The sequence below is a fragment of the Sulfurimonas sp. genome, assembly GCF_027056685.1.
Taxonomy (GTDB): domain Bacteria; phylum Campylobacterota; class Campylobacteria; order Campylobacterales; family Sulfurimonadaceae; genus Sulfurimonas.
In genome coordinates this window covers 1-21,519 of record NZ_JALUKE010000197.1, presented here as the reverse complement: position 1 = coordinate 21,519, position 21,519 = coordinate 1, and the positions used below count along the sequence as shown (strand labels likewise).

Below are 21,519 nucleotides of genomic sequence, written 5' to 3'. Positions count from 1 at the left end.
AAAAACCCTTGACATTGAATTTCTTTTGCACTATAATTCTGGCTCAAATTCGATGCCGACATAGCTCAGTTGGCTAGAGCAGCTGATTTGTAATCAGCAGGCCCGGGGTTCAAATCCTCGTGTCGGCACCATTGAATTTTGAATATTAGAAACAGTGTTAGACCAGAAAAGACATTTTTAAAATGTATTAAGTGGTGGGATAGTCAAGTGGCCAACGACGGCAGACTGTAAATCTGCTCCCTATGGGTTCAGAGGTTCGACTCCTCTTCCCACCACCACCAATGACACGCGGGTGTAACTCAGTGGCTAGAGTTCCTGCCTTCCAAGCAGGCTGTCGAGGGTTCGAATCCCTTCACCCGCTCCATTGAATAAAACTTCTGGAAGCTGAAGTATAATTTCTACTTACTTCATATAACTATAAGTGTATTTTTTAAATATTATTTATAGCATCTAATCACACTAATATTATCAGTATAAAAAAGAGTCATGCAATGATTTCTTATATTTGTTTCGCTGTGCTTATGTGGCTCAGTGGTAGAGCACTTCCTTGGTAAGGAAGAGGTCGTGGGTCCGATTCCCATCATAAGCTCCATAATAAACTATAAGTTAATAAATTTAAGAAATAATTGAATGATTTTTGGGTATAATTCCATTTCAATTCACAATTAAAGTCGGAGGACACTATGGCAAAAGAAAAATTTGAACGTAATAAACCGCATGTTAACATTGGTACTATTGGACACGTTGACCACGGTAAAACTACACTAACAGCAGCAATTACTGCAGTACTTGCAGTTAAAAATGATGCAAAATTTATGGATTACGATGCAATCGATAATGCTCCTGAAGAGAGAGAACGTGGTATTACTATCGCTACTTCACATGTTGAGTACGAAACTGATAAACGTCACTATGCACATGTTGACTGTCCAGGTCACGCGGATTATGTTAAAAATATGATTACTGGTGCTGCACAAATGGATGGTGCGATTCTTGTTGTTTCTGCAGCGGATGGCCCAATGCCACAAACTCGTGAGCACATTCTTCTTTCTAAACAAGTAGGTGTTCCTTATATCGTTGTTTTCATGAACAAAGAAGATATGGTTGATGATGAAGAACTACTTGAACTAGTTGAAATGGAAATTCGTGAACTTTTAGATATGTATGATTTCCCAGGTGATGATACTCCTATCACTGCAGGTTCTGCACTAAAAGCTCTTGAAGAAGCTAAAACTGGTACTCTTGGTGAGTGGTCAGACAAAATTATCGCACTTATGGATACTGTTGATGAATGGATTCCAGAACCAGAACGTGAAACTGATAAAGATTTCTTAATGCCAGTTGAAGATGTATTCTCAATCTCTGGACGTGGTACTGTTGTAACAGGTCGTATTGAACGTGGTACAGTTAAAATTGGTGATACAGTTGAAATCGTAGGTGTTAAAGATACTCAAACAACTACTGTAACTGGTGTTGAAATGTTCCGTAAAGAAATGGATGAAGGTGTTGCAGGTGATAACTGTGGTGTTCTTATTCGTGGTATAGGTAAAGATGATGTTGAGCGTGGTCAAGTACTATGTAAACCAGGTTCAATTACTCCTCACACAACATTTACAGCAGAAATTTATGTTCTAAGTAAAGATGAAGGTGGTCGTCATACTCCATTCTTTAATGGTTACCGTCCACAATTCTATGTACGTACAACAGACGTTACAGGTGCAATCACTTTACCAGAAGGTACTGAAATGGTTATGCCAGGTGATAATGTAAGTATTACTGCTGAATTAATTCATCCAATTGCAATGGAAAAAGGTACTAATTTTGCTATCCGTGAGGGTGGTAGAACTGTTGGTGCTGGTGTTGTTGCAGAGATCATTAAATAAGTCGCTTCTGCGATTTATTTAATTTTTTAAAGGTTTTAAAATATGAGAGAAGCAATTCACTTAGGTTGTGAGAAATGTACAAGACGTAACTATCACACAACTAAAAATAAAAAGACTCACACTGAGAAATTTTCAGTACGTAAATACTGTAAATGGTGTAAAGAGCACACAAATCACAAAGAGATGAAATTATAATTATCGTTTCACTCTAACGGCAATGGAAGTAATTCCATTGTTTGCGTTAACACTGGGTTTTCTTCAGCAGAAGGCTCACGCAACTAGTTGCTTTAAAATCGCAAGCGATTTTGGGCATACCGCCGAGGTAAACTTAGCGTTAGCGTATTATTTTGGACTTTGTTCAAAATATGTCCTCTTTAAATAGGAGAGGTTTCCTTAGTTTTACTTGTAAAACGAAGGAGTCTAGGCGTATAGCTCCAATGGTAGAGCACCGGATTCCAAATCCGGGTGTTGGGAGTTCGAGTCTCTCTACGCCTGCCACCCATTTATTATCAGTGAAGCAATTTTGCTTTATTTATAAGAAATGATATATTAATATATGGAAAAATTAGATGGATTTAAGTAAACATATTCGTAATGCTAGACTGGAATTAAGCAAGGTAATCTTTCCAACGAAAGGTCAAGTAAAACAAGCTTATATTGCTGTAGTTATTGTTGTTTCTGCAGTAGCTGCATTTTTAGCATTGGTTGATTTACTTATGTCATCAATTATGTCAGTAATTTTAGGTTAAGGAGTAAGTTATGGCACATCAATGGTACTCTATTCAGACCTATGGCAATGACAGAGTTGTGAGAGATACAATTTTTAATGTGATTGAGGAGTTTGGACTTCAAGATCAAATTACAGATGTAATTGTTCCTACAGAAGATGTTATTGAAGTAAAAGATGGTAAGAAAAAAGTAAGTGAGCGTTCACTCTATTCTGGATATGTATTTGCAAGAATAGACTTAAACACAGAAATTCAACATCTGATTCAATCAGTTCCTAAAGTGTCTGGTTTTATTGGTGAGGGTAATGTTCCAACACCTTTAAGTGAGCATGATATAAATGTAATACTTGATCGTGTAAATAATCGTGCTGCACCAAAACCAAAAGTATATTTTGATAATGGTGAGACAGTACGTATTATTGATGGACCATTTGCAAACTTTACTGCAACTGTAGATGAGTACGATTTAGAACATGGTACTTTAAAACTTAATGTTTCGATTTTTGGAAGAGCAACACCTGTTGACATCTCTTATACCCAAGTCGAAAAAATAATTTAAATTCATAAAAAGGAAAGATAATGGCAAAAAAAGTCATGGATTATATCAAGCTACAAATTGAAGCTGGTAAAGCAAACCCTGCTCCACCAGTTGGACCAGCACTAGGACAACGCGGTGTTAATATCATGGAATTCTGTAAAGCGTTTAATGAAAAAACTAAAGATAAAATGGGATTTAAAGTTCCTGTTGTAATTACTGTTTATAATGATAGAAGTTTTTCTTTTATCACAAAACAACCACCTGCATCTGCATTGTTAATGAAAGCTGCTGGACTTAAAAAAGGTACAGATAATCCTCTTAAAAACAAAGTTGGATCAATTACTCGTGCTCAATTAATGGAAGTTGTTGAAGCTAAAATTGAAGATTTAAATACTGATGATAAAGATATGGCTGCTAATACTTTAGCTGGTTCTGCTCGTTCAATGGGTATAGAAATTAAAGAATAGTCTTTAAAATCATCGACCACAGTGATTCAAAACTTTGTGGCAGAATTATTAATGGAGAATTTGTAATGAGTAAAAGATATAAACAATTATTAGAAAAAATTGATAATACTAAATCTTATGGAGTTGAAGAAGCTTCTTTAACTATAAAAGATTTAAAAAGTGCAAAATTTGACGAAACTGTTGAAATTGCAATGAATTTAAATGTAGATCCTCGTCACGCAGACCAAATGGTACGTGGTGCTGTAGTCCTTCCTCATGGAACTGGTAAAACAGTTCGTGTTGCCGTGTTTGCTAAAGGTGCTAAAGCTGATGAAGCGAAAGCTGCTGGTGCTGACATCGTTGGTACTGATGATTTAGTTGCACAAATTAAAGAGGGAATCTTCAACTTTGATGTTGTTGTTGCCGCACCTGATTGTATGGGACTTGTTGGACAAATTGGTCGTATTTTAGGGCCAAAAGGTTTAATGCCTAACCCTAAAACTGGCACAGTTACTCCAGATGTTGCTACTGCTGTTAACAATGTTAAAGGTGGTCAGGTTAACTTTAGAGTTGATAAAAAAGGTAACATTCATGCCGGTATTGGTAAAGCAAGTTTTGATGCAAAACAAATTGAAGAAAATTTAACTACTTTCTTAGTTGCTATCAATAAACAAAAACCAGCTTCTGCAAAAGGTCGTTATATTCAAAATGCTGCTCTTAGTTTAACTATGAGTCCTGCTGTTAAACTTGATGTAATTGCACTAGCAGACATTAAATAGCCTTATACCCTTTTTTGGGTGGCTTGTTTTATATCAAAATTTTTATTTTGGAATAATTTTATTTTAAAGTAAAGATTTTCATACTTTTGGAAATCTGAATTACTTGGACTAAAGATAGATGGGGGTTTCTGCCGTGTTGGTAGTAAGCTTAATCGGCCTTTCCCGCCCCTCTTGAAGTTATGTCTGAGAAAGGAGAACTATATGTTAAAGTCAAAAAAAGCTGAAGTAATCGCTGAATTAACAACTGCATTTGCTGATACTACTGCTGTAGTAATCTGTGACTATAAAGGTCTTACAGTTAGCAAATTAGAGGTGTTAAGAAAAGCTGCTCGCGCTAAAGACACAAGTGTTCAGGTTGTAAAAAACACTTTAGCAACAATCGCATTAAACAATGCTGGTATGTCTGGTGTAGAAATCAAAGATACAAACATTTTTGTTTGGTCTGATGATGTTATCAGTGCTGCTAAAATTGCCGCTGATTTTGCTAAAGATAATGAACAATTTGTTATCAAAGCTGGTTATTTAGACAAAGAACCTGCAGATGTAGCTAAAATTGAAGCGTTTGCTAAACTTCCTGGTCGTGATGAACTTCTTGGTATGCTTGCTGCTACTTGGATGGCTCCAATCACAAATATGGCTGTTGGAATCGACGCTCTTAGAAGAAAATTAGAAGAAGAAGCTTAGGTTTCAATTCAATAAACAAATGTGTGAAATAAGTTCACAAGGGAAAATATCGCACTATTGCGATGAGCCTCCCGCTGAGGGAAACCTAGTGTTAGCGTAGCTAGCTGGATTATTCCAGATAGCGTACTAAAACAGTAAAAGGTTTCCTTAATTTTTGAAAAAAATAAAGGAATTATATTATGGCTGTAACTAAAGAAGACGTATTAGAATTTATCTCTGGTTTATCTGTTCTTGAGCTTTCTGAGCTTGTAAAAGAATTTGAAGAAAAATTTGGTGTATCTGCACAACCTGTTGCTGTAGCTGGTGGAGCTGTAGCTGGTGAAGCTGCTGCTGAACAAACTGAATTCAATGTTGTTTTAACTGATGTTGGTGCGAAAAAAATCGGTGTTATTAAAGCTGTTCGTGCACTTACTGGTCTTGGACTTAAAGAAGCAAAAGAAGCATGTGAATCACTTCCATCTACAATCAAAGAGGGTGTAGATAAAGAGAGTGCTGAAGAAGCAAAAGCTGCTTTAGAAGAAGCTGGTGCTGCTGTAGAAGTTAAATAAGGACTCTTTAAGACCCTTATCATAGGAAAATTTATTTTCCTATGTCTACTTGCAAATCGGGCGCTTTAGCGAAGAGATTTATTCTTTTGGCTAAAGTGCCCTTATGTCGTTTATAAGCACTATAAAAAATCTCTTGATACACAAGAGTACTCAATCTATCTAGAGACGTCTAGATACGATCTGCTAAATACTCAAGTTTAGCCTTAATTAACAACTTATCGAGGTAGCCTATGTTAAACACTTTATATTCCGGAAACCGTCTTCGTGTAGACTTCTCTAAAACTCCTCAAGAAATTGAAGTACCAAATTTACTCCAACTCCAACAAAACTCATATAATACATTTTTGATGTTAGATGCAAAAGATAGAACTGCTAGTGGTATTGAAAAAGTTTTTCAATCAGCATTTCCTATTCATGATGTACAAAATAGACTTACTATTGAATATATCGGTAGTGAAGTAACTAACCCTAAATACACTGTGCGTGAATGTATGGAGAGAGGACTTACTTATGCTGTAAGCCTTAGAATGAAAACTCGTCTTGTTTTATGGGACAGAGATGAAAATACAAAAGAGAAATTAGGTGTAAAAGACATCAAAGAACAGAGTATATTTGTTCGTGATATTCCACTTATGACAGAGAGAACTTCTTTTATTATTAATGGTGTTGAAAGAGTTGTTGTAAACCAACTTCATCGTTCACCTGGTGTAATTTTCAAAGAAGAAGAATCAACTACAGCTGGTAATAAACTTATTTATACTGGACAGATTATTCCAGATCGCGGTTCATGGTTATATTTTGAATATGATCCTAAAGATATTCTTTATATGAGAATTAATAAACGCCGTAAGGTACCTGTAACTATAATGTTCCGTGCCTTAGGTTATTCTAAGCAAGATATTTTAAAACTTTTTTACCCTATCCAAACAATTAAAATTGGTGATAATCAATTTGCGATGGATTTTAATCCAAAAGACTATAACTCACGTTTAGCATATGATTTAGTTGATTTAGATGGAAAAGTTCTTGTTAATGCTGCAAAAAGACTTTCAAGTAAAAAAGCACAAAAATTTATTGATGATGGACTTAAAGAGGTTCAGTATCCTTTAGAAGTGCTTCTTGATAGATATTTGGCAGAGCCTATTATTGACCCTGAAACTGGTGAAGTTCTTTTTGATACAATGACTCATATTGATGAGACTAAATTGAAAAAAATGGCAGAGATTGGTGTGAGTGAATTTAAAATTGCTAATGATTTAGCTGATGGTGTTGATAGCTCTGTAATCAATGCATTTAATGCTGATGCAGATTCACTCAAACTTTTAAAGCAGACTGAAGAGATAGAAGATGAAAATGATTTAGCTGCGATTCGTATTTATAAAGTAATGCGTCCTGGTGAGCCTGTAACAAAAGAGGCTGCAAAAATATTTGTAAACCAACTTTTCTTTGATCCTGAAAGATATGACTTGACGCAAGTTGGTCGTATGAAAATGAATCATAAACTCGGAATGAATATTCCTGAATATATTACTGTTTTAACTCATGAAGATATTATTCAATCTGTAAAATATGTTATTAAAGTTAGAAATGGTTTGGGTCATTTAGATGATAGAGATCATCTTGGTAATAGAAGAATTCGTTCTATCGGTGAACTTTTAGGAAATGAGTTACATAATGGTCTCGTAAAGATGCAAAAAGCTATTCGTGATAAACTCTCTTCACTTAGTGGACCAATGAATGAACTTATGCCACATGATTTGATTAATTCAAAAATGATTACAAGTACCATTATGGAATTTTTCTCAGGTGGACAACTTTCACAATTTATGGATCAAACAAATCCACTCTCTGAAATCACACATAAGCGTCGTCTTTCAGCATTAGGTGAAGGTGGACTTGTTAAAGAGAGAGCTGGATTTGAAGTGCGTGATGTTCATCCTACTCACTATGGTCGTATTTGTCCGGTTGAGACTCCAGAGGGTCAAAATATTGGTCTTATTAATACACTTGCAATGTACTCAAAAGTAAATGAACATGGATTTATTGAAGCACCTTATAAGGTGATGAAAGATGGTCAGGTAACTCATGAAGTAGTTTATCTAACTGCTACACAAGAAGAGGGTAAAAAAATTGCTGCTGCATCTAATAAATTAGATGAGAATGGGCAATTTATTGAAGATCTTATTGCTGTAAGACAAGATGGTGAGATTTTACTTCGTGATCCAAAAGAGTGTGAATATGCTGATCTTTCATCTCAAATGGTTATTGGTGTTGCTGCATCACTTATTCCATTCCTTGAACATGATGATGCCAACCGTGCACTTATGGGATCAAATATGCAACGCCAAGCTGTACCATTATTACGCGTTAAAGCTCCAATGGTAGGAACTGGTGTTGAAAAACTTGTCGCTCGTGATGCTTGGGAATGTGTAAAAGCAAAACGCGCTGGAAAAATTGAAAAAGTTGATGCGAAGCATGTATATGTGATGGGTGAAGAAGATGGTGAAATCTTTATAGATTACTATCCTTTGCAAAAGAACCTAAGAACCAATCAAAATACTTCATTTACACAAAAACCTATTGTTCAAGTTGGACAAAAAGTTTCAAAAGGGCAAATTATTGCTGATGGTCCAAATATGGATCAGGGTGAGTTGGCTCTTGGTGTAAATGCTATGGTTGCGTTTATGCCTTGGAATGGATATAACTTTGAGGATGCAATTGTTATTTCACAGCGTCTTATCCGTCAAGATGCTTTTACTTCTGTACATATTTATGAAAAAGAGGTTGAAGCTCGTGAGCTCAAACATGGTGTAGAAGAGATTACTCGTGACATACCAAATGTTCGTGATGAGGAGCTTGCCCATTTAGATGAATCTGGAATTGTTAAAATTGGTACACATGTGAAAGGCGGCATGATTTTAGTTGGTAAAGTCTCTCCTAAGGGTGAGGTAAAACCTACTCCAGAAGAGCGTCTTTTACGTGCAATTTTTGGAGAAAAAGCGGGTCATGTAATTAACAAATCACTCTACTGTGCACCATCTATGGAAGGTGTTGTAGTTGATATTAAAGTTTTTACTAAAAAAGGGTATGACAAAGATCCACGTGCTTTAGAACTAGAAAAAGAAGAGCGTGATTATTTAGAGAGAGAACATTATGATAGACTTATCATGATTGATAAAGAGGAGATGTTACGTGTAACAAAACTTCTTACTCGTGAATCTTTAAAAAGTGACATTACTATAGCTGGTACAGATTATAAAGCTGGGGATATGATTAATGGTGATGATTTAGCAGAGGTAAATCGTTTTGCTATGAATGCAATTGTTAAATCATTTTCTCAAGAGATTCAAGATGAATATAATAAGACTAAAAACCATTTCCAAAAACAAAAAAGAGTTTTTAGAGATGAACATGAAGAGAAATTGAATATTCTTGAAAAAGATGATGTACTTCCAAATGGTGTTGTGAAATATGTAAAAATTTACATTGCTACTAAGCGTCAACTAAAAGTTGGTGATAAAATGGCAGGGCGTCATGGAAATAAAGGTATTGTTTCTATTATTGTTCCTGAAGTTGATATGCCATATATGGAAGATGGTCGTTCAGTTGATGTATGTTTGAATCCACTTGGGGTACCTTCTCGTATGAATATTGGGCAGATCTTAGAGATGCACCTTGGTATGGCAGGTCGTGAACTTGGAAATCAAATTCAAGAAGAGTTTGATAAAAAACAGGCTGATTTTATAGAAAATATGCGTGCTAAAATGATTCAAATTGCAGATGTTGCAGGACTTATGCATGCAACTGAAACACTTGGTGCTATGAGTGATGATGAATTCTTAAAATATGCAAGAGACTGGGCAAAAGGTGGAGTTCGTTTTGCAACTCCTATCTTTGAAGGTGTAAATGCAGGTGAATTTGAGAAACTGTATGCACTTGCTAAAATGGATGCTGATGGTAAAGTGCCACTTTATGATGGTAAAACTGGTGAGATGATGAAAGAGAGAGTGAATGTTGGGTATATGTATGTACTTAAACTCCATCACTTGGTTGATGAAAAAATTCATGCACGCTCAACTGGACCTTACTCTCTTGTTACACAACAACCAGTTGGTGGTAAAGCACTCTTCGGTGGTCAAAGATTTGGTGAAATGGAAGTCTGGGCACTTGAAGCGTATGGTGCATCAGCAGTTCTTAAAGAGATGTTGACAATTAAATCTGATGATGTAGATGGGCGTGTACGTGCATATAAAGCACTAACAAAAGGTGAATTAGTACCAGCTTCAGGTATTCCTGAAACACTATTTGTGTTAACAAAAGAGCTACAAGCACTTGCTCTTGATGTAGAGATTATGGACGAGGTGGAAGACGATGAGTAAATTAGTACCAGTAGAAGTAACAGAAGAGAGCAGACCGACAGATATTAAAGAGTTGCAATTTCGCCTTGCATCTCCTGAAAAGGTAATGTCATGGTCTCATGGTGAAGTAAAAAAACCTGAGACAATTAATTACCGTACACTTAAACCTGAGCGTGATGGACTATTTTGTGCGAAAATTTTTGGACCTGTAAGAGATTATGAGTGTCTTTGTGGTAAATACAAAAAGATGCGTTATAAAGGTGTTGTCTGTGAAAAATGTGGTGTTGAAGTAACATCTACAAAAGTTCGTCGTACTCGTATGGGGCATATTGAACTTGTAACTCCTGTAGCACATATTTGGTATGTTAGTTCATTGCCATCTCGTATTGGTACACTACTTGGTATTAAAATGAAAGATCTTGAGCGTGTACTCTATTACGAAGCTTATATTGTTGAGAGTGGTGGAGAAGCGTATTATGATGCTGAGGCGAAAACTCCTGTTTTGCAATATGATGTTTTAAATGAAGAACAGTACCGTACACTTGTGCAAAGATTTGGTGAGCTTGGCTTTAGAGCTCGTATGGGTGGGGAAGTTATTCGTGATTTACTAGACTCTATTGATCTTGTTGATCTTTTTACAAATTTAAAAGAGCAAATAGGTGAGACAAAATCTGAAGCGAAGAAAAAGACAATTAATAAGCGACTGAAAGTTATTGAATCTTTTTTAAATAGTGGCAATAATCCTGCTTGGATGATGCTGACTGTACTTCCGGTACTTCCACCAGATTTACGTCCACTTGTATCACTTGATGGTGGTAAGTTTGCTGTTTCTGATGTAAATGATTTATATCGTCGTGTTATTAATCGTAACCAACGCTTGAAACGCCTTGTAGAACTTGAAGCGCCAGAAATTATTGTCCGTAATGAAAAGCGTATGTTGCAAGAATCTGTTGATGCTCTTTTTGATAATGGTCGTCGCGCAAACGCAGTGAAAGGTGCAAATAAACGCCCTTTAAAATCTTTAAGTGAAGTTATTAAAGGAAAGCAAGGGCGTTTCCGTCAAAATTTACTTGGTAAGCGTGTTGACTTTTCTGGTCGTTCTGTAATTGTTGTTGGACCATCTTTAAGAATGGATGAGTGTGGACTTCCTAAGAAAATGGCTCTTGAGCTCTTTAAGCCACATTTGATTGCAAAACTTGAAGATAAAGGGTATGCGACAACTGTAAAAGCTGCGAAAAAGATGATAGATGCACAGACAAATGAAGTATGGGAATGTCTTGATGAGATTGTTGATGGTTATCCTATTATGCTTAACCGTGCACCTTCACTTCATAAACTCTCTATCCAAGCTTTTCATCCAAAACTTATTGATGGTAAAGCAATTCAGTTGCATCCATTGGCATGTGCTGCATTTAATGCCGATTTTGATGGGGATCAAATGGCTGTGCATGTACCGCTTTCATCAGAAGCAATTGCTGAAGCAAAAGTATTGATGCTTGCATCTATGAATATTTTACTTCCTGCATCTGGTAAAGCCATAGCTACACCTTCACAAGATATGGTCCTTGGTCTTTACTATATTTCTTTAGAAAAAAATGGTGTAAAAGGGAGTAATAAACTTTTTGCAAATGTTGATGAAATTCGTATTGCATTAGAGCATAAAGCACTTGATATTCATGCAAAAGTCAGAACGCGTGTGGATGGTCGTATTATTCATACAACTGCTGGTCGTATGCTTATTAAAGCTATTTTACCAGAATTTGTTCCTATTGAATTATGGAATAAAAATATGAAGAAAAAAGCCATTAATGCTATGGTTGATTATGTGCAGAAAATTGGTGGAATTGGTGTTACTGCATCATTTTTGGATCGTCTAAAAGATTTAGGGTATAAACATGCAACTGAAGCGGGTGTCTCTATTTCTGCGGATGATATTCGTGTTCCAGATATGAAAGCTGCAAAAATCGCAGATAGTAAAGCGAGAGTTATTGAGATTCAAAAACAGTATGAAGCAGGTCTTTTAACTGAACAAGAGCGTTACAATAAAATCATTGATGTTTGGACAGATACAAATAACACACTTGCTTCCGAGATGATGCAACTTGTTGAAAGTGATAAAGATGGTTTTAACTCTATCTATATGATGGCTGACTCTGGTGCTCGTGGTTCTGCTGCACAAATTCGTCAACTTGCTGGTATGCGTGGGCTTATGGCAAAACCAAATGGTGATATTATTGAGACTCCGATTACTTCAAACTTTAAAGAGGGTCTTAATATTATTGAGTACTTTATTTCAACGCATGGTGCGCGTAAAGGTCTTGCCGATACAGCACTAAAAACTGCAAATGCTGGTTATCTTACTCGTAAACTTGTTGATGTTGCACAAAATGTGAAAATTGTTGAGCATGATTGTCACACGCATGAAGGTATTGAGATTAGTGATATTTCTGATCAAAATACTTTAATAGAGTCTTTAGAAGATAGACTAAATGGTCGTGTTCTTGCAGATGATGTTATTGATCCTATTTCAAATGAAATTCTTTATGCTGAGGGTACGCTTCTTGATGAAGTTAGTGCCAAAGTAATTGCAGATGCTGGAATTAAATCAGCTGTTATTAGAACTCCAACAACTTGTAAAAGTGAAAATGGTATTTGTGCACTTTGTTATGGTGTTAACCTTGCAACAGGAAAAATCGTAAGAGCTGGTGAAGCAGTAGGTATTATTGCTGCTCAATCAATTGGTGAACCAGGAACTCAGCTTACACTTCGTACCTTCCATGTTGGGGGAACTGCGAGTGCAACTGCACAAGAGAGACAAGTAATAGCAGAAAAAGAAGGTTTTATTCGTTATTACAATCTAAAAACATATAAGAATAAAGAGGGTAAAAATATAGTTGCAAACAGACGAAACGCAGCTATATTACTTGTTGAACCAAAATTAAAAGCTCCATTTGCTGGTACTGTTGAAATTCAAACTATTCATGATGAAGTGATTATTAGCATTACATCTGAGAGTAATGAGACTGTGAGATATTCACTTCGTAAACTTGAAGTAGCAAAACCGAATGAGCTTGCTGGTGTCAGTGGACAGATTGAAGGTAAATATTACTTCCCACACGCAAATGGTGAAAAAGTTGAAGCCTTAGACTCTATTGTTGAGACAATTAAAGATGCATGGAATGTGCCAAGTCGTATTCCGTATGCATCGGAATTACTTGTTGAAAATGGTGCTCCTGTTACGAAAAAACTTCTTGCAAAAGAAGAGGGCACTGTGAAGTATTTCTTACTTAAAGGTGACTATTTAGAAAGGTTTGAAGGTATAAAAGCTGGATATGAAGTGGTTGAAAAAGGTCTCTTTGCAACAGTTGTTGATAAAAATAATCGTGAAGCAGTGCGTCATTATATTGCGCGTGGTTCAGTCATTGTAGCTAATGATGATGAAACAGTACAAAGAGATGCTGTAATTGCGAAGCCATCATCTGATGAATCGGTTGTAATTGCTGAGTGGGATCCATACTCAAATCCAATTATTTCTGAATCAAATGGTGTAGTTACATTTGAAGATATTATTGTTGGTGTAACTGCTAGTGAACAATTTGATGAACTTACTGGTAAAACGCGTCTTATGATTAATGATCATATAGCAAGTGAATATAAACCAACAATTGTTTTAGCAACGGAAGATGGAGAACTGCTTCGTTATGCAATTGAGCCAAAATCATCTGTATATGTTGCAGATGGTGCTGATGTGAAAATTGCAGATATTTTAGCAAAAATTCCAAAAGCTCTACAAAAATCATCAGATATTACAGGGGGTCTTCCTCGTGTATCTGAACTCTTTGAAGGTCGTCGTCCAAAAGCAACTGCATTGATTTCTGAAATTGAGGGTACAGTTAGTTTTGGTAAAATGCTTCGTGGTAAAGTAAGAATTGTAGTTAGTAACTCTGAAAATGGTATTGTGAAAGAGTATTTTGTTGATAAATCTCATGAACCAGTTGTTGCAGCAGGTGATTTTGTACATGCTGGTGAGAGACTTACTACTGGTATTTTATCATCACATGAGCTTCTTAGAATTATGGGTGTGAAAGCACTTTATAACTATCTTGTATCTGAAGTACAGCAAGTTTATCGTTCTCAAGGGGTTAATATATCTGATAAACATATTGAGGTTATTTTTACTCAAATGTTACGCCAGATAAAAATCGTAAAATCAGGTGATACGAAATTCATAGAAGGTGATTTAATCTCTAAAGTTAAATTTGCACAAGAGAATGAAAAAATCATTAGATTAGGTGGTCGTCCTGCAATTGCTGAACCATTCCTAGTAGGTATTACGCGTGCTGCAGTTTCTGCAGATAGTATTATCTCAGCTGCTTCATTCCAAGATACTACAAAAGTATTAACTGAAGCTGCTGTTTCTGCTAAAGTTGATACACTTGAAAACTTAAAAGAGAATGTTATTATCGGTCGTACTATTCCTGTTGGAACAGGTATATATAAAGATAAAAATGTCATCTTTGATTATGAAGAGAACTAAGGTTCTTCTTTTCTTAACAGTACAGCTATTTTAGCTGTACTACATTTTCTATTCAAAAAATTCTACATTATTAATAAATTCTTAAAATAAGCTAACTTTAAATACAATTTCTGTATTATTCCGTGTCTATAACTCTCTTTTAATGAGAGTTAAATTCTACTGGAAAAATTAAGTAAAAGGAATTGTATGCCTACAATCAATCAATTGATTCGTAAAGAGCGTAAAAGAGTAGTGAAAAAATCAAAATCTGCTGCTTTAAATGCTTGCCCACAACGTCGTGGTGTTTGTACTCGTGTTTACACAACTACACCTAAAAAACCTAACTCGGCTTTAAGAAAAGTTGCAAAAGTTAGATTAACTTCTGGTTTTGAAGTTATTTCATATATTGGTGGTGAGGGTCATAACCTTCAAGAACACTCTATAGTACTTGTTCGTGGTGGTCGTGTAAAAGATTTACCGGGTGTTAAGTACCATATTATCCGTGGTGCACTCGATACTGCTGGTGTTGCTAACCGTATGGTTGCTCGTTCTAAATATGGAACTAAACGTCCTAAAAAATAGTTCACTTATTAGTACGAAAAATGAGCAAAAGCCCATTTTACTACGCTTTAGTGTTAAAACACAACTTAGAAAAAAACTAAATTTTTTTCTGAACGCTTGGTTTTCTTCGGCAGAAAGCCCACGAAACTAGTTTCGTTTTGAAATAGTTAAGCGAAAAGCCTATTATAATTCAATAGCTACAGGATTAACTTTTAGTGGTTAATTTTGAGTAAATTTGAAGAATACAAATTGAAGAGAAGGAAATTCTAAATGAGAAGAAGAAAAGCTCCCGTTCGTGAAATAATGCCAGATCCAATTTATGGAAGCAAAATTTTAACGAAATTTATAAATAAAATCATGTTAGATGGTAAAAAATCTACAGCTGAAAAAATTATCTACAGTGCAATGGATATCATTAGCTCTCGTGGTGAAAAATCAGGTATAGAAACTTTTAATGAAGCTATTGAGAATGTTAAGCCTATTATTGAGGTAAAAAGTCGCCGTGTTGGTGGTGCTACTTATCAAGTTCCAGTAGAAGTACGCCCAGTACGTCAGCAATCACTAGCTATTAGATGGTTAGTAGATGCAGCTCGTAAGAGAAATGAAAGAACTATGGCTGAGAGATTGGCTAATGAGTTTATGGATGCAGCGTCTGATAAAGGTGCAGCATTCAAGAAGAAAGAAGATACTTACAAAATGGCTGAAGCAAATAAAGCATTTGCTCACTATCGTTGGTAATCAAAAAGTAATAAACTTGAGTTATACTAGCCGTAATTGGCTGGTTCTCAACCAAGAAAAACCTCTTTTTTAAGAATATAATATCTTTTTAAAAAAGAGGTTTAACTCTATAACTACATAAAAGGGCATTGAAAAGATGGCTAGATCACATAAATTAGAAGACGTAAGAAATATTGGTATTGCTGCACATATTGATGCAGGAAAAACTACAACTACAGAGAGAATTTTATTCTATACTGGTGTTGAACATAAAATTGGTGAGGTTCATGATGGTGCTGCTACTATGGACTGGATGGAACAAGAGCAAGAGCGTGGTATTACAATTACTTCTGCTGCAACAACTTGTGAATGGCAAGGGAAGCAAATCAATATTATTGATACTCCGGGCCATGTTGACTTCACTATTGAAGTTGAGCGTTCTATGCGTGTACTTGATGGTGCAGTTTCAGTATTTTGTGCTGTTGGTGGGGTACAACCACAATCAGAAACAGTTTGGAGACAAAGAAACCGTTATAAAGTTCCATCAATTGTTTTTGTAAATAAAATGGATAGAACTGGTGCAGATTTTTATGAAGTTGAGCGTCAAATCAAAGATAGACTAAAAGGGAATCCAATGCCTTTTCAACTACCAATTGGTGCTGAAGAGAAATTTGAAGGTGTAGTTGATTTAGTACAAATGAAAGAGATTGTATGGGATGAAGATGCTGCAATGGGCTCTAATTATCATGTACAAGATATTCGTCCTGAGCTTCAAGAAATTTCTGATGAGTATAGAGAAAAAATGCTTGAAACACTTTCTGAAGTAGATGGAAATGATGATTTTGCTGAAAAATTCTTAGATGGTGAAGAGATTTCACAAGAAGAGATTAAAGCGGCAATTAAATCTGCAACTATTGGTATGGCTGTTGTTCCAATGACTCCAGGTACTGCGTTTAAAAACAAAGGTGTGCAAACACTACTTGATGCTGTTGTAGATTATTTACCTTCACCAGTTGAAGCACCTGCAATTATGGGTACTTTAATGGATGATGAAGAGGTCGAAGTTGAAGTTGAATCTAGTGATGAAGGTAATTTTGCTGCACTTGCATTTAAAATTATGACTGACCCATTTGTAGGTGTTTTAACTTTTATTCGTGTTTACCGTGGTTCATTAGAGGCAGGTTCATTTGTTCACAACTCTACAAAAGATAAAAGAGAGAGAGTTGGTCGTATTGTGAAAATGCATGCTATTAAGCGTGAAGAAGTAAAAGAGATTTATGCTGGTGAAATTGGTGCAGTTGTTGGTCTTAAATCGACAACTACAGGTGATACATTATGTAATGGTGAACCTAAAGTTGTACTTGAAAGAATGGATTTTCCAGAGCCAGTTATCTCTGTTGCAGTTGAGCCAAAAACAAAAGCTGACCAAGAAAAAATGGGTATTGCACTTAGTAAACTAGCGGCTGAAGATCCATCATTTAGAGTACATACTGATGAAGAAACTGGTCAAACTATTATTTCTGGTATGGGTGAGTTACATCTTGAAATTCTTGTAGATCGTATGAAGCGTGAATTCAAAGTTGAAGCTGAAGTTGGTGCGCCACAAGTTTCTTACAGAGAATCAATTAAAGATGCAGTAGATCAAGAGTATAAATATGCAAAACAGTCTGGTGGTCGTGGTCAATATGGTCATGTATTCTTAAAAGTAAAACCAGGTGAACCAGATACTGGATTTGTTTTCCATAATGACATTAAAGGTGGATCTGTTCCACGAGAGTATATTCCAGCAGTTGAAAAAGGTTGTGAAGAGGCTATGTCAAATGGTGTTCTTGCAGGTTATCCAATGGAAGATGTTGATGTTACACTCTATGATGGTTCTTACCATGATGTGGATTCAAATGAGATGGCATTTAAACTTGCTGCATCTATGGGTTTCAAAGCAGCTTGTAAAAAAGCGTCTCCTGCTATACTTGAACCAATGATGAAAGTGGAAGTTGAAGTTCCTGAAGATTTTATGGGTGATGTAATCGGTGACCTTAATCGTCGTCGTGGTCAAGTAAATAATATGGGCGATAGAGCTGGAAACAAAATTGTAGATGCATTTGTTCCATTATCTGAAATGTTTGGTTATTCAACTGACCTTCGTTCTGCTACTCAAGGGCGTGCTACATATGCTATGGAATTTGATCATTATGAAGAAGTTCCAAGAAATGTATCTGAAGAGATTCAGAAAAAGCGTAACGGTTAGTATTAACCTTTTTATTAAGTACTCTTTTGGGTGCTTAATCCCTCTCTTCTAATAAAAATCAAAATATTTTGTTATAATATCAAAAATTCAATAGGATTGTAATGTTTAAATTATTTATTTTACTTTTTACTTTTACCACACTTCTTTTTTCGGCTAATCCCAAGGCCTATGCAACTTTGGGAAATAAAATATATGACAATGTAGATAACATTAAAAAATTGACAACTATTGGTGATTATTATCTCTATGTAGATGAGATAAACAGCTATTTGTTAAAGGTGAATGCAGCGAAACAACTGGGATTTTCTTTAGATGAAAATAGTGCACCTAAAGTGAGAAAAAAATATTTACTGACTCTACGTAAGTTATCTAAAGATAATGATTATTACACAAGAATGGCACAAACATCATTAGAAACTTCTATAGAAAATGGAGATTCTCTTCTCTTTAGTAAAATTATTAATAGTGGACTTATAGATACTAAAGTAAATAAAAAGAGGATTCTTGATTATTATTTTACACACGCAAATGATATAAACAGTAGCGGTGTAATTCAATCCTATTTAGATCAGGATGAAGCGCTTAAGCGTAAGCATGATGCCATGCAACGCAAGCGCTTATCGAAAAAAATGAGAGAAGAACAAAAAATAAAGCGATTAAGAGAGCAAGATAAAGCCCGCCAAACTGCCTTAGAAAAGAGACTTGATAGAGCAGTTCAAAAGAAAAAGAGAGAGATACGTAAAGAGCAAAAAGAGGAACTTCTTAAATCCATTTAAATGCTTCGTATTCGCTAGGTCTTCCTTGCAGTGTTAAGTATGGTTCATACTCTGCTTTGTAAGACAAAGAGGGGCACTCTTTTACATAATACCCCAGATATATCCATCTCTTATTGGCATTTTTAGCATATAAAATTTGTTTATATAATGAGAGTTTTCCTAAAGAATATTTTGAAAAATCTGGATCATAATAAAAATATATGGAAGAGACACCTGCAGGTAAAATATCGATTAAATCTACACCTATGAGTTCTTTCTCATAAAAATAGAGTACTTCATATCCAAAATCATGGTGTCCATTAACAAAAGAGTTATGGTAGTTTTGGGCTGTTGTTGGTGTGTAGTCCCACTTTTTTTTCTCCTTCATATAACGATGATACTTGTCAAACAGTTTTAGGTGTTCAGCTGTTAAGGATGGTTTTTGAATATAAGTTTTTATATCTTGAGCTTTTTTGAGTATACGCCTTGCAGATTTGGAAAATTGGAAATTTTCTACATCTATCTTTATGCTTTTACACTCATCACATCCACTGCATATGGGACGAAAATACATTTTTCCAAATCGTCTAAATCCCCGTTCAATAAGCTCTTCACAAGACTCTTTTGAGCAGTTTTCAATCACTTTATAGTGAGTCGTTTGCTCTTTGTCTTTTAAATAAGAACAGCTATCTTCTAATGAAAACTCTTTGAGTAGGTTCATTGTCTATTTTGGGCAATTAAAACACCCTCTATCATTTCATCAATATCTCCATCTAAAATGGCAGATACATTTGAATATGCTTCATTAGAACGGGTATCTTTTACCTGTTGGTAAGGTTGCATTACATAAGAGCGTATCTGGTGTCCCCAGCCTATTTCACTTTTAGTAACTCCACTCTCTTTTGCTTTTTGCTCTTCTAATTCGAGTTCATAGAGGCGTGATTTTAACATTTTCATTGCAGTTGCCTTGTTCTTATGCTGGCTTCTGTCATTTTGACACTGCACAACGACGCCTGTAGCTATATGTGTAATGCGTATGGCAGATTCTGTTTTGTTTACATGCTGACCGCCAGCACCACTTGATCTATAAGTGTCTATGCGAATATCTTTATCTTCTACCTCTATATTTATATCATCATCTATTTCAGGAGAAACCATAACAGATGCAAAAGAGGTGTGTCTTTTGGCATTTGAGTCAAAGGGACTGATGCGTACCAAACGGTGGATGCCATTTTCAACTTTGAGATAACCATAGGCATTTTCCCCCTTAATGAGAATAGAGACATCTTTTATACCAGCTTCATCTCCTACTTGATAATCAAGCAGTTCTACTTTGTATCCTCGTCTCTCTGCCCAGCGTTTGTACATACGAAGTAGCATCTGCGCCCAATCTTGGCTCTCTGTCCCGCCTGCTCCTGGATGAATTGATAAAATTGCATTATTGGCATCTGTATCACCACTAAGGAGGACTTCTATCTCCATATCGCGTATCTGCTGCTCTAACTTTGGTGCATCCTCATAGAGTGCTTCAAGTGATTCACTATCTTCTTCATCTTTTGCCATTTCATACAGTTCTGCAGCATCTTGCACTGCTGAATTTGCTATGGAATATTTTTCTAATTTTCTTTGTAGCTGTGTCTTCTCTTTTTGAATCTTTGCTGCGTTTGCAGCATCATTCCAAAAATCTTGAGTGTTTTCGAGTGTTTCAATTTCTAAGAGTCTAGCTTCTATTTTTTCTGGCTCAACTACTCCAGTTATATTATGCATTTTCAACGATACATTTTTTAGAAGCTCAGTATACTCATAATTATCCATAAAATATCCTATATTTGTTATAATGCTATATAAAACTTATTATATAAAACAGAGGCTTAAAATGAAGATTATTTCTAATCCATTCGAGTTAAAAGAGCAATTAAAAGGGCAGAAGGGGAGTGTTGGCTTTGTTCCTACTATGGGCGCTTTGCATGAAGGGCATTTAGAACTTATTAAAAATGCTAGAAAAGAGAATGATTTTGTTGTCGTTTCCATTTTTGTCAATCCTACACAATTTTTAGAGGGAGAAGATTTAGATAAATATCCAAGACGAGATGAAGCAGATAAAATAATTTGTGAATTAGCAGGAGTAGATATACTTTTCTTTCCCTCTGCCCAAGATATATATGCAGATGATGAAGTCAAAATAGAAGCTCCAAATGTTAGGGGGTATATTTTAGAAGGTTTTACAAGACCAGGACACTTTAGCGGTGTTTTAACAGTTGTTCTAAAACTACTCAATATTGTCTCACCTACAAAAGCTTATTTTGGAAAAAAAGATGCCCAACAGTTACACCTTATAACGCTGATGGTAAAACAGCTTTTTATGAGTGTAGAGATAGTAGCTGTAGATACTGTGCGAGACAAAGATGGACTAGCACAAAGTAGTAGAAATATTTATCTTACGCCTGCTCAAAGAGAGGAAGCACTTAAAATTCCTATAGCACTTTATAGCGGGGCAAAGCTTATCAGACAGGGTGTTGTTAGTGTAGATGAAATCAAGAGCGAAATGTTACGACTCCTTTCACCTTTAGAAGTAGGCTATGTAGCAATTGTAAGCCGTGACTTTGAGCCTATAAAGCAGATTGAAATTGGCAACACTATTATTTTAATTGAGGCACTTTCAGGAGAGACAAGATTACTTGATAATATCTGGCTTTAAGTAACCATCTTCTATCATAATCTCAACTGCTTTTTTAAATACAGGAACAGCAGTTTGTGC

At 35.6% G+C, this 21,519-nt stretch carries 17 protein-coding genes and 5 tRNA genes; 20 read left to right on the top strand and 2 right to left on the bottom strand.

Going from position 1 to position 21,519, the window contains the following annotated elements; all coding sequences use genetic code 11:
* Window positions 1-54 precede the first annotated feature (54 nt).
* The 19 genes from MVY38_RS08820 (at window position 55) to MVY38_RS08730 (ending at window position 18,782) form a co-directional block, all read left to right on the top strand.
* Window positions 55-131, top strand: a tRNA-Thr gene (locus MVY38_RS08820).
* A gap of 62 nt (window positions 132-193) precedes the next feature.
* Window positions 194-278: transfer RNA gene (locus MVY38_RS08815), tRNA-Tyr, on the top strand.
* Window positions 279-288: 10 nt separating this feature from the next.
* Window positions 289-364 (top strand) — tRNA-Gly (locus MVY38_RS08810).
* A gap of 153 nt (window positions 365-517) precedes the next feature.
* A tRNA-Thr gene (locus MVY38_RS08805) sits at window positions 518-592 on the top strand.
* A 91-nt stretch (window positions 593-683) separates the two neighbouring features.
* Window positions 684-1,883 (top strand): elongation factor Tu, encoded by a 1,200-nt coding sequence (gene tuf, locus MVY38_RS08800; RefSeq protein WP_297485342.1) that lies wholly within the window; start codon window positions 684-686, stop codon window positions 1,881-1,883.
* A gap of 42 nt (window positions 1,884-1,925) precedes the next feature.
* Window positions 1,926-2,078: a 50S ribosomal protein L33 gene (gene rpmG / locus MVY38_RS08795; protein WP_083778292.1), complete on the top strand. Its 153-nt coding sequence runs from the start codon at window positions 1,926-1,928 to the stop codon at window positions 2,076-2,078.
* A gap of 227 nt (window positions 2,079-2,305) precedes the next feature.
* Window positions 2,306-2,381 (top strand) — tRNA-Trp (locus MVY38_RS08790).
* A 71-nt stretch (window positions 2,382-2,452) separates the two neighbouring features.
* Window positions 2,453-2,632, top strand: a complete 180-nt coding sequence (secE, locus tag MVY38_RS08785; RefSeq protein ID WP_297485340.1) for a preprotein translocase subunit SecE — start codon at window positions 2,453-2,455, stop codon at window positions 2,630-2,632.
* Window positions 2,633-2,642: 10 nt separating this feature from the next.
* A complete protein-coding gene (gene nusG, locus MVY38_RS08780; protein ID WP_297431301.1) occupies window positions 2,643-3,170 on the top strand; it encodes a transcription termination/antitermination protein NusG in 528 nt (175 codons plus the stop codon).
* Between the two features lie 20 nt (window positions 3,171-3,190).
* Window positions 3,191-3,616, top strand: a complete 426-nt coding sequence (gene rplK, locus MVY38_RS08775) for a 50S ribosomal protein L11 (protein ID WP_297485338.1) — start codon at window positions 3,191-3,193, stop codon at window positions 3,614-3,616.
* 65 nt (window positions 3,617-3,681) lie between these two features.
* Entirely contained in the window at window positions 3,682-4,374 is a 693-nt protein-coding gene (rplA, locus tag MVY38_RS08770; protein ID WP_297485336.1) for a 50S ribosomal protein L1, read from the top strand.
* 201 nt (window positions 4,375-4,575) lie between these two features.
* Window positions 4,576-5,058, top strand: a complete 483-nt coding sequence (gene rplJ, locus MVY38_RS08765; RefSeq protein ID WP_297485333.1) for a 50S ribosomal protein L10 — start codon at window positions 4,576-4,578, stop codon at window positions 5,056-5,058.
* Window positions 5,059-5,237: 179 nt separating this feature from the next.
* Window positions 5,238-5,606: a 50S ribosomal protein L7/L12 gene (gene rplL, locus MVY38_RS08760; RefSeq protein WP_297485331.1), complete on the top strand. Its 369-nt coding sequence runs from the start codon at window positions 5,238-5,240 to the stop codon at window positions 5,604-5,606.
* A 230-nt stretch (window positions 5,607-5,836) separates the two neighbouring features.
* Window positions 5,837-9,985, top strand: coding sequence for a DNA-directed RNA polymerase subunit beta (gene rpoB / locus MVY38_RS08755; RefSeq protein WP_297485329.1), 4,149 nt, complete (start codon window positions 5,837-5,839; stop codon window positions 9,983-9,985).
* Window positions 9,978-14,501 (top strand): DNA-directed RNA polymerase subunit beta', encoded by a 4,524-nt coding sequence (gene rpoC / locus MVY38_RS08750; RefSeq protein WP_297485327.1) that lies wholly within the window; start codon window positions 9,978-9,980, stop codon window positions 14,499-14,501. The genes rpoB and rpoC overlap by 8 nt, the downstream gene beginning before the upstream one ends.
* Window positions 14,502-14,687: 186 nt before the next feature.
* Entirely contained in the window at window positions 14,688-15,062 is a 375-nt protein-coding gene (rpsL, locus tag MVY38_RS08745) for a 30S ribosomal protein S12 (RefSeq protein ID WP_297485325.1), read from the top strand.
* 249 nt (window positions 15,063-15,311) lie between these two features.
* The gene (gene rpsG / locus MVY38_RS08740) at window positions 15,312-15,779 is read left to right on the top strand and encodes a 30S ribosomal protein S7 (protein ID WP_297485323.1); all 468 of its coding nucleotides are present in this window, start codon (window positions 15,312-15,314) and stop codon (window positions 15,777-15,779) included.
* A 136-nt stretch (window positions 15,780-15,915) separates the two neighbouring features.
* Window positions 15,916-18,006: an elongation factor G gene (gene fusA, locus MVY38_RS08735; protein WP_297485321.1), complete on the top strand. Its 2,091-nt coding sequence runs from the start codon at window positions 15,916-15,918 to the stop codon at window positions 18,004-18,006.
* Window positions 18,007-18,107: 101 nt separating this feature from the next.
* A complete protein-coding gene (locus tag MVY38_RS08730) occupies window positions 18,108-18,782 on the top strand; it encodes a hypothetical protein (RefSeq protein WP_297485319.1) in 675 nt (224 codons plus the stop codon).
* Here MVY38_RS08730 and MVY38_RS08725 read toward each other — a convergent pair.
* Both MVY38_RS08725 and prfB read right to left on the bottom strand, forming a co-directional pair.
* On the bottom strand, window positions 18,769-19,482 hold the full coding sequence (locus MVY38_RS08725; protein ID WP_297485316.1) for an arginyltransferase: 714 nt from the start codon (window positions 19,480-19,482) through the stop codon (window positions 18,769-18,771). The genes MVY38_RS08730 and MVY38_RS08725 overlap by 14 nt on opposite strands.
* Window positions 19,479-20,576 (bottom strand): peptide chain release factor 2, encoded by a 1,098-nt coding sequence (prfB, locus tag MVY38_RS08720; RefSeq protein WP_297485314.1) that lies wholly within the window; start codon window positions 20,574-20,576, stop codon window positions 19,479-19,481. Before prfB ends, MVY38_RS08725 begins: the two co-directional genes overlap by 4 nt.
* 61 nt (window positions 20,577-20,637) lie before the next feature.
* Between prfB and panC the strand changes: the two genes are divergently transcribed.
* The gene (gene panC / locus MVY38_RS08715) at window positions 20,638-21,459 is read left to right on the top strand and encodes a pantoate--beta-alanine ligase (protein WP_297485312.1); all 822 of its coding nucleotides are present in this window, start codon (window positions 20,638-20,640) and stop codon (window positions 21,457-21,459) included.
* Window positions 21,460-21,519 lie beyond the last annotated feature (60 nt).

Bases quoted from the DNA above. Each gene is read 5' to 3' on its own strand.
- rpoC (WP_297485327.1), top strand. From the start codon at position 9,978: ATGAGTAAATTAGTACCAGTAGAAGTAACAGAAGAGAGCAGACCGACA.
- MVY38_RS08730 (WP_297485319.1), top strand. From the start codon at position 18,108: ATGTTTAAATTATTTATTTTACTTTTTACTTTTACCACACTTCTTTTT.
- secE (WP_297485340.1), top strand. From the start codon at position 2,453: ATGGATTTAAGTAAACATATTCGTAATGCTAGACTGGAATTAAGCAAG.
- tuf (WP_297485342.1), top strand. From the start codon at position 684: ATGGCAAAAGAAAAATTTGAACGTAATAAACCGCATGTTAACATTGGT.
- prfB (WP_297485314.1), bottom strand. From the start codon at position 20,576: ATGGATAATTATGAGTATACTGAGCTTCTAAAAAATGTATCGTTGAAA.
- rpsL (WP_297485325.1), top strand. From the start codon at position 14,688: ATGCCTACAATCAATCAATTGATTCGTAAAGAGCGTAAAAGAGTAGTG.
- rplA (WP_297485336.1), top strand. From the start codon at position 3,682: ATGAGTAAAAGATATAAACAATTATTAGAAAAAATTGATAATACTAAA.
- rplJ (WP_297485333.1), top strand. From the start codon at position 4,576: ATGTTAAAGTCAAAAAAAGCTGAAGTAATCGCTGAATTAACAACTGCA.
- rpoB (WP_297485329.1), top strand. From the start codon at position 5,837: ATGTTAAACACTTTATATTCCGGAAACCGTCTTCGTGTAGACTTCTCT.
- MVY38_RS08725 (WP_297485316.1), bottom strand. From the start codon at position 19,482: ATGAACCTACTCAAAGAGTTTTCATTAGAAGATAGCTGTTCTTATTTA.
- rplL (WP_297485331.1), top strand. From the start codon at position 5,238: ATGGCTGTAACTAAAGAAGACGTATTAGAATTTATCTCTGGTTTATCT.
- rpsG (WP_297485323.1), top strand. From the start codon at position 15,312: ATGAGAAGAAGAAAAGCTCCCGTTCGTGAAATAATGCCAGATCCAATT.
- nusG (WP_297431301.1), top strand. From the start codon at position 2,643: ATGGCACATCAATGGTACTCTATTCAGACCTATGGCAATGACAGAGTT.
- rplK (WP_297485338.1), top strand. From the start codon at position 3,191: ATGGCAAAAAAAGTCATGGATTATATCAAGCTACAAATTGAAGCTGGT.
- panC (WP_297485312.1), top strand. From the start codon at position 20,638: ATGAAGATTATTTCTAATCCATTCGAGTTAAAAGAGCAATTAAAAGGG.
- fusA (WP_297485321.1), top strand. From the start codon at position 15,916: ATGGCTAGATCACATAAATTAGAAGACGTAAGAAATATTGGTATTGCT.
- rpmG (WP_083778292.1), top strand. From the start codon at position 1,926: ATGAGAGAAGCAATTCACTTAGGTTGTGAGAAATGTACAAGACGTAAC.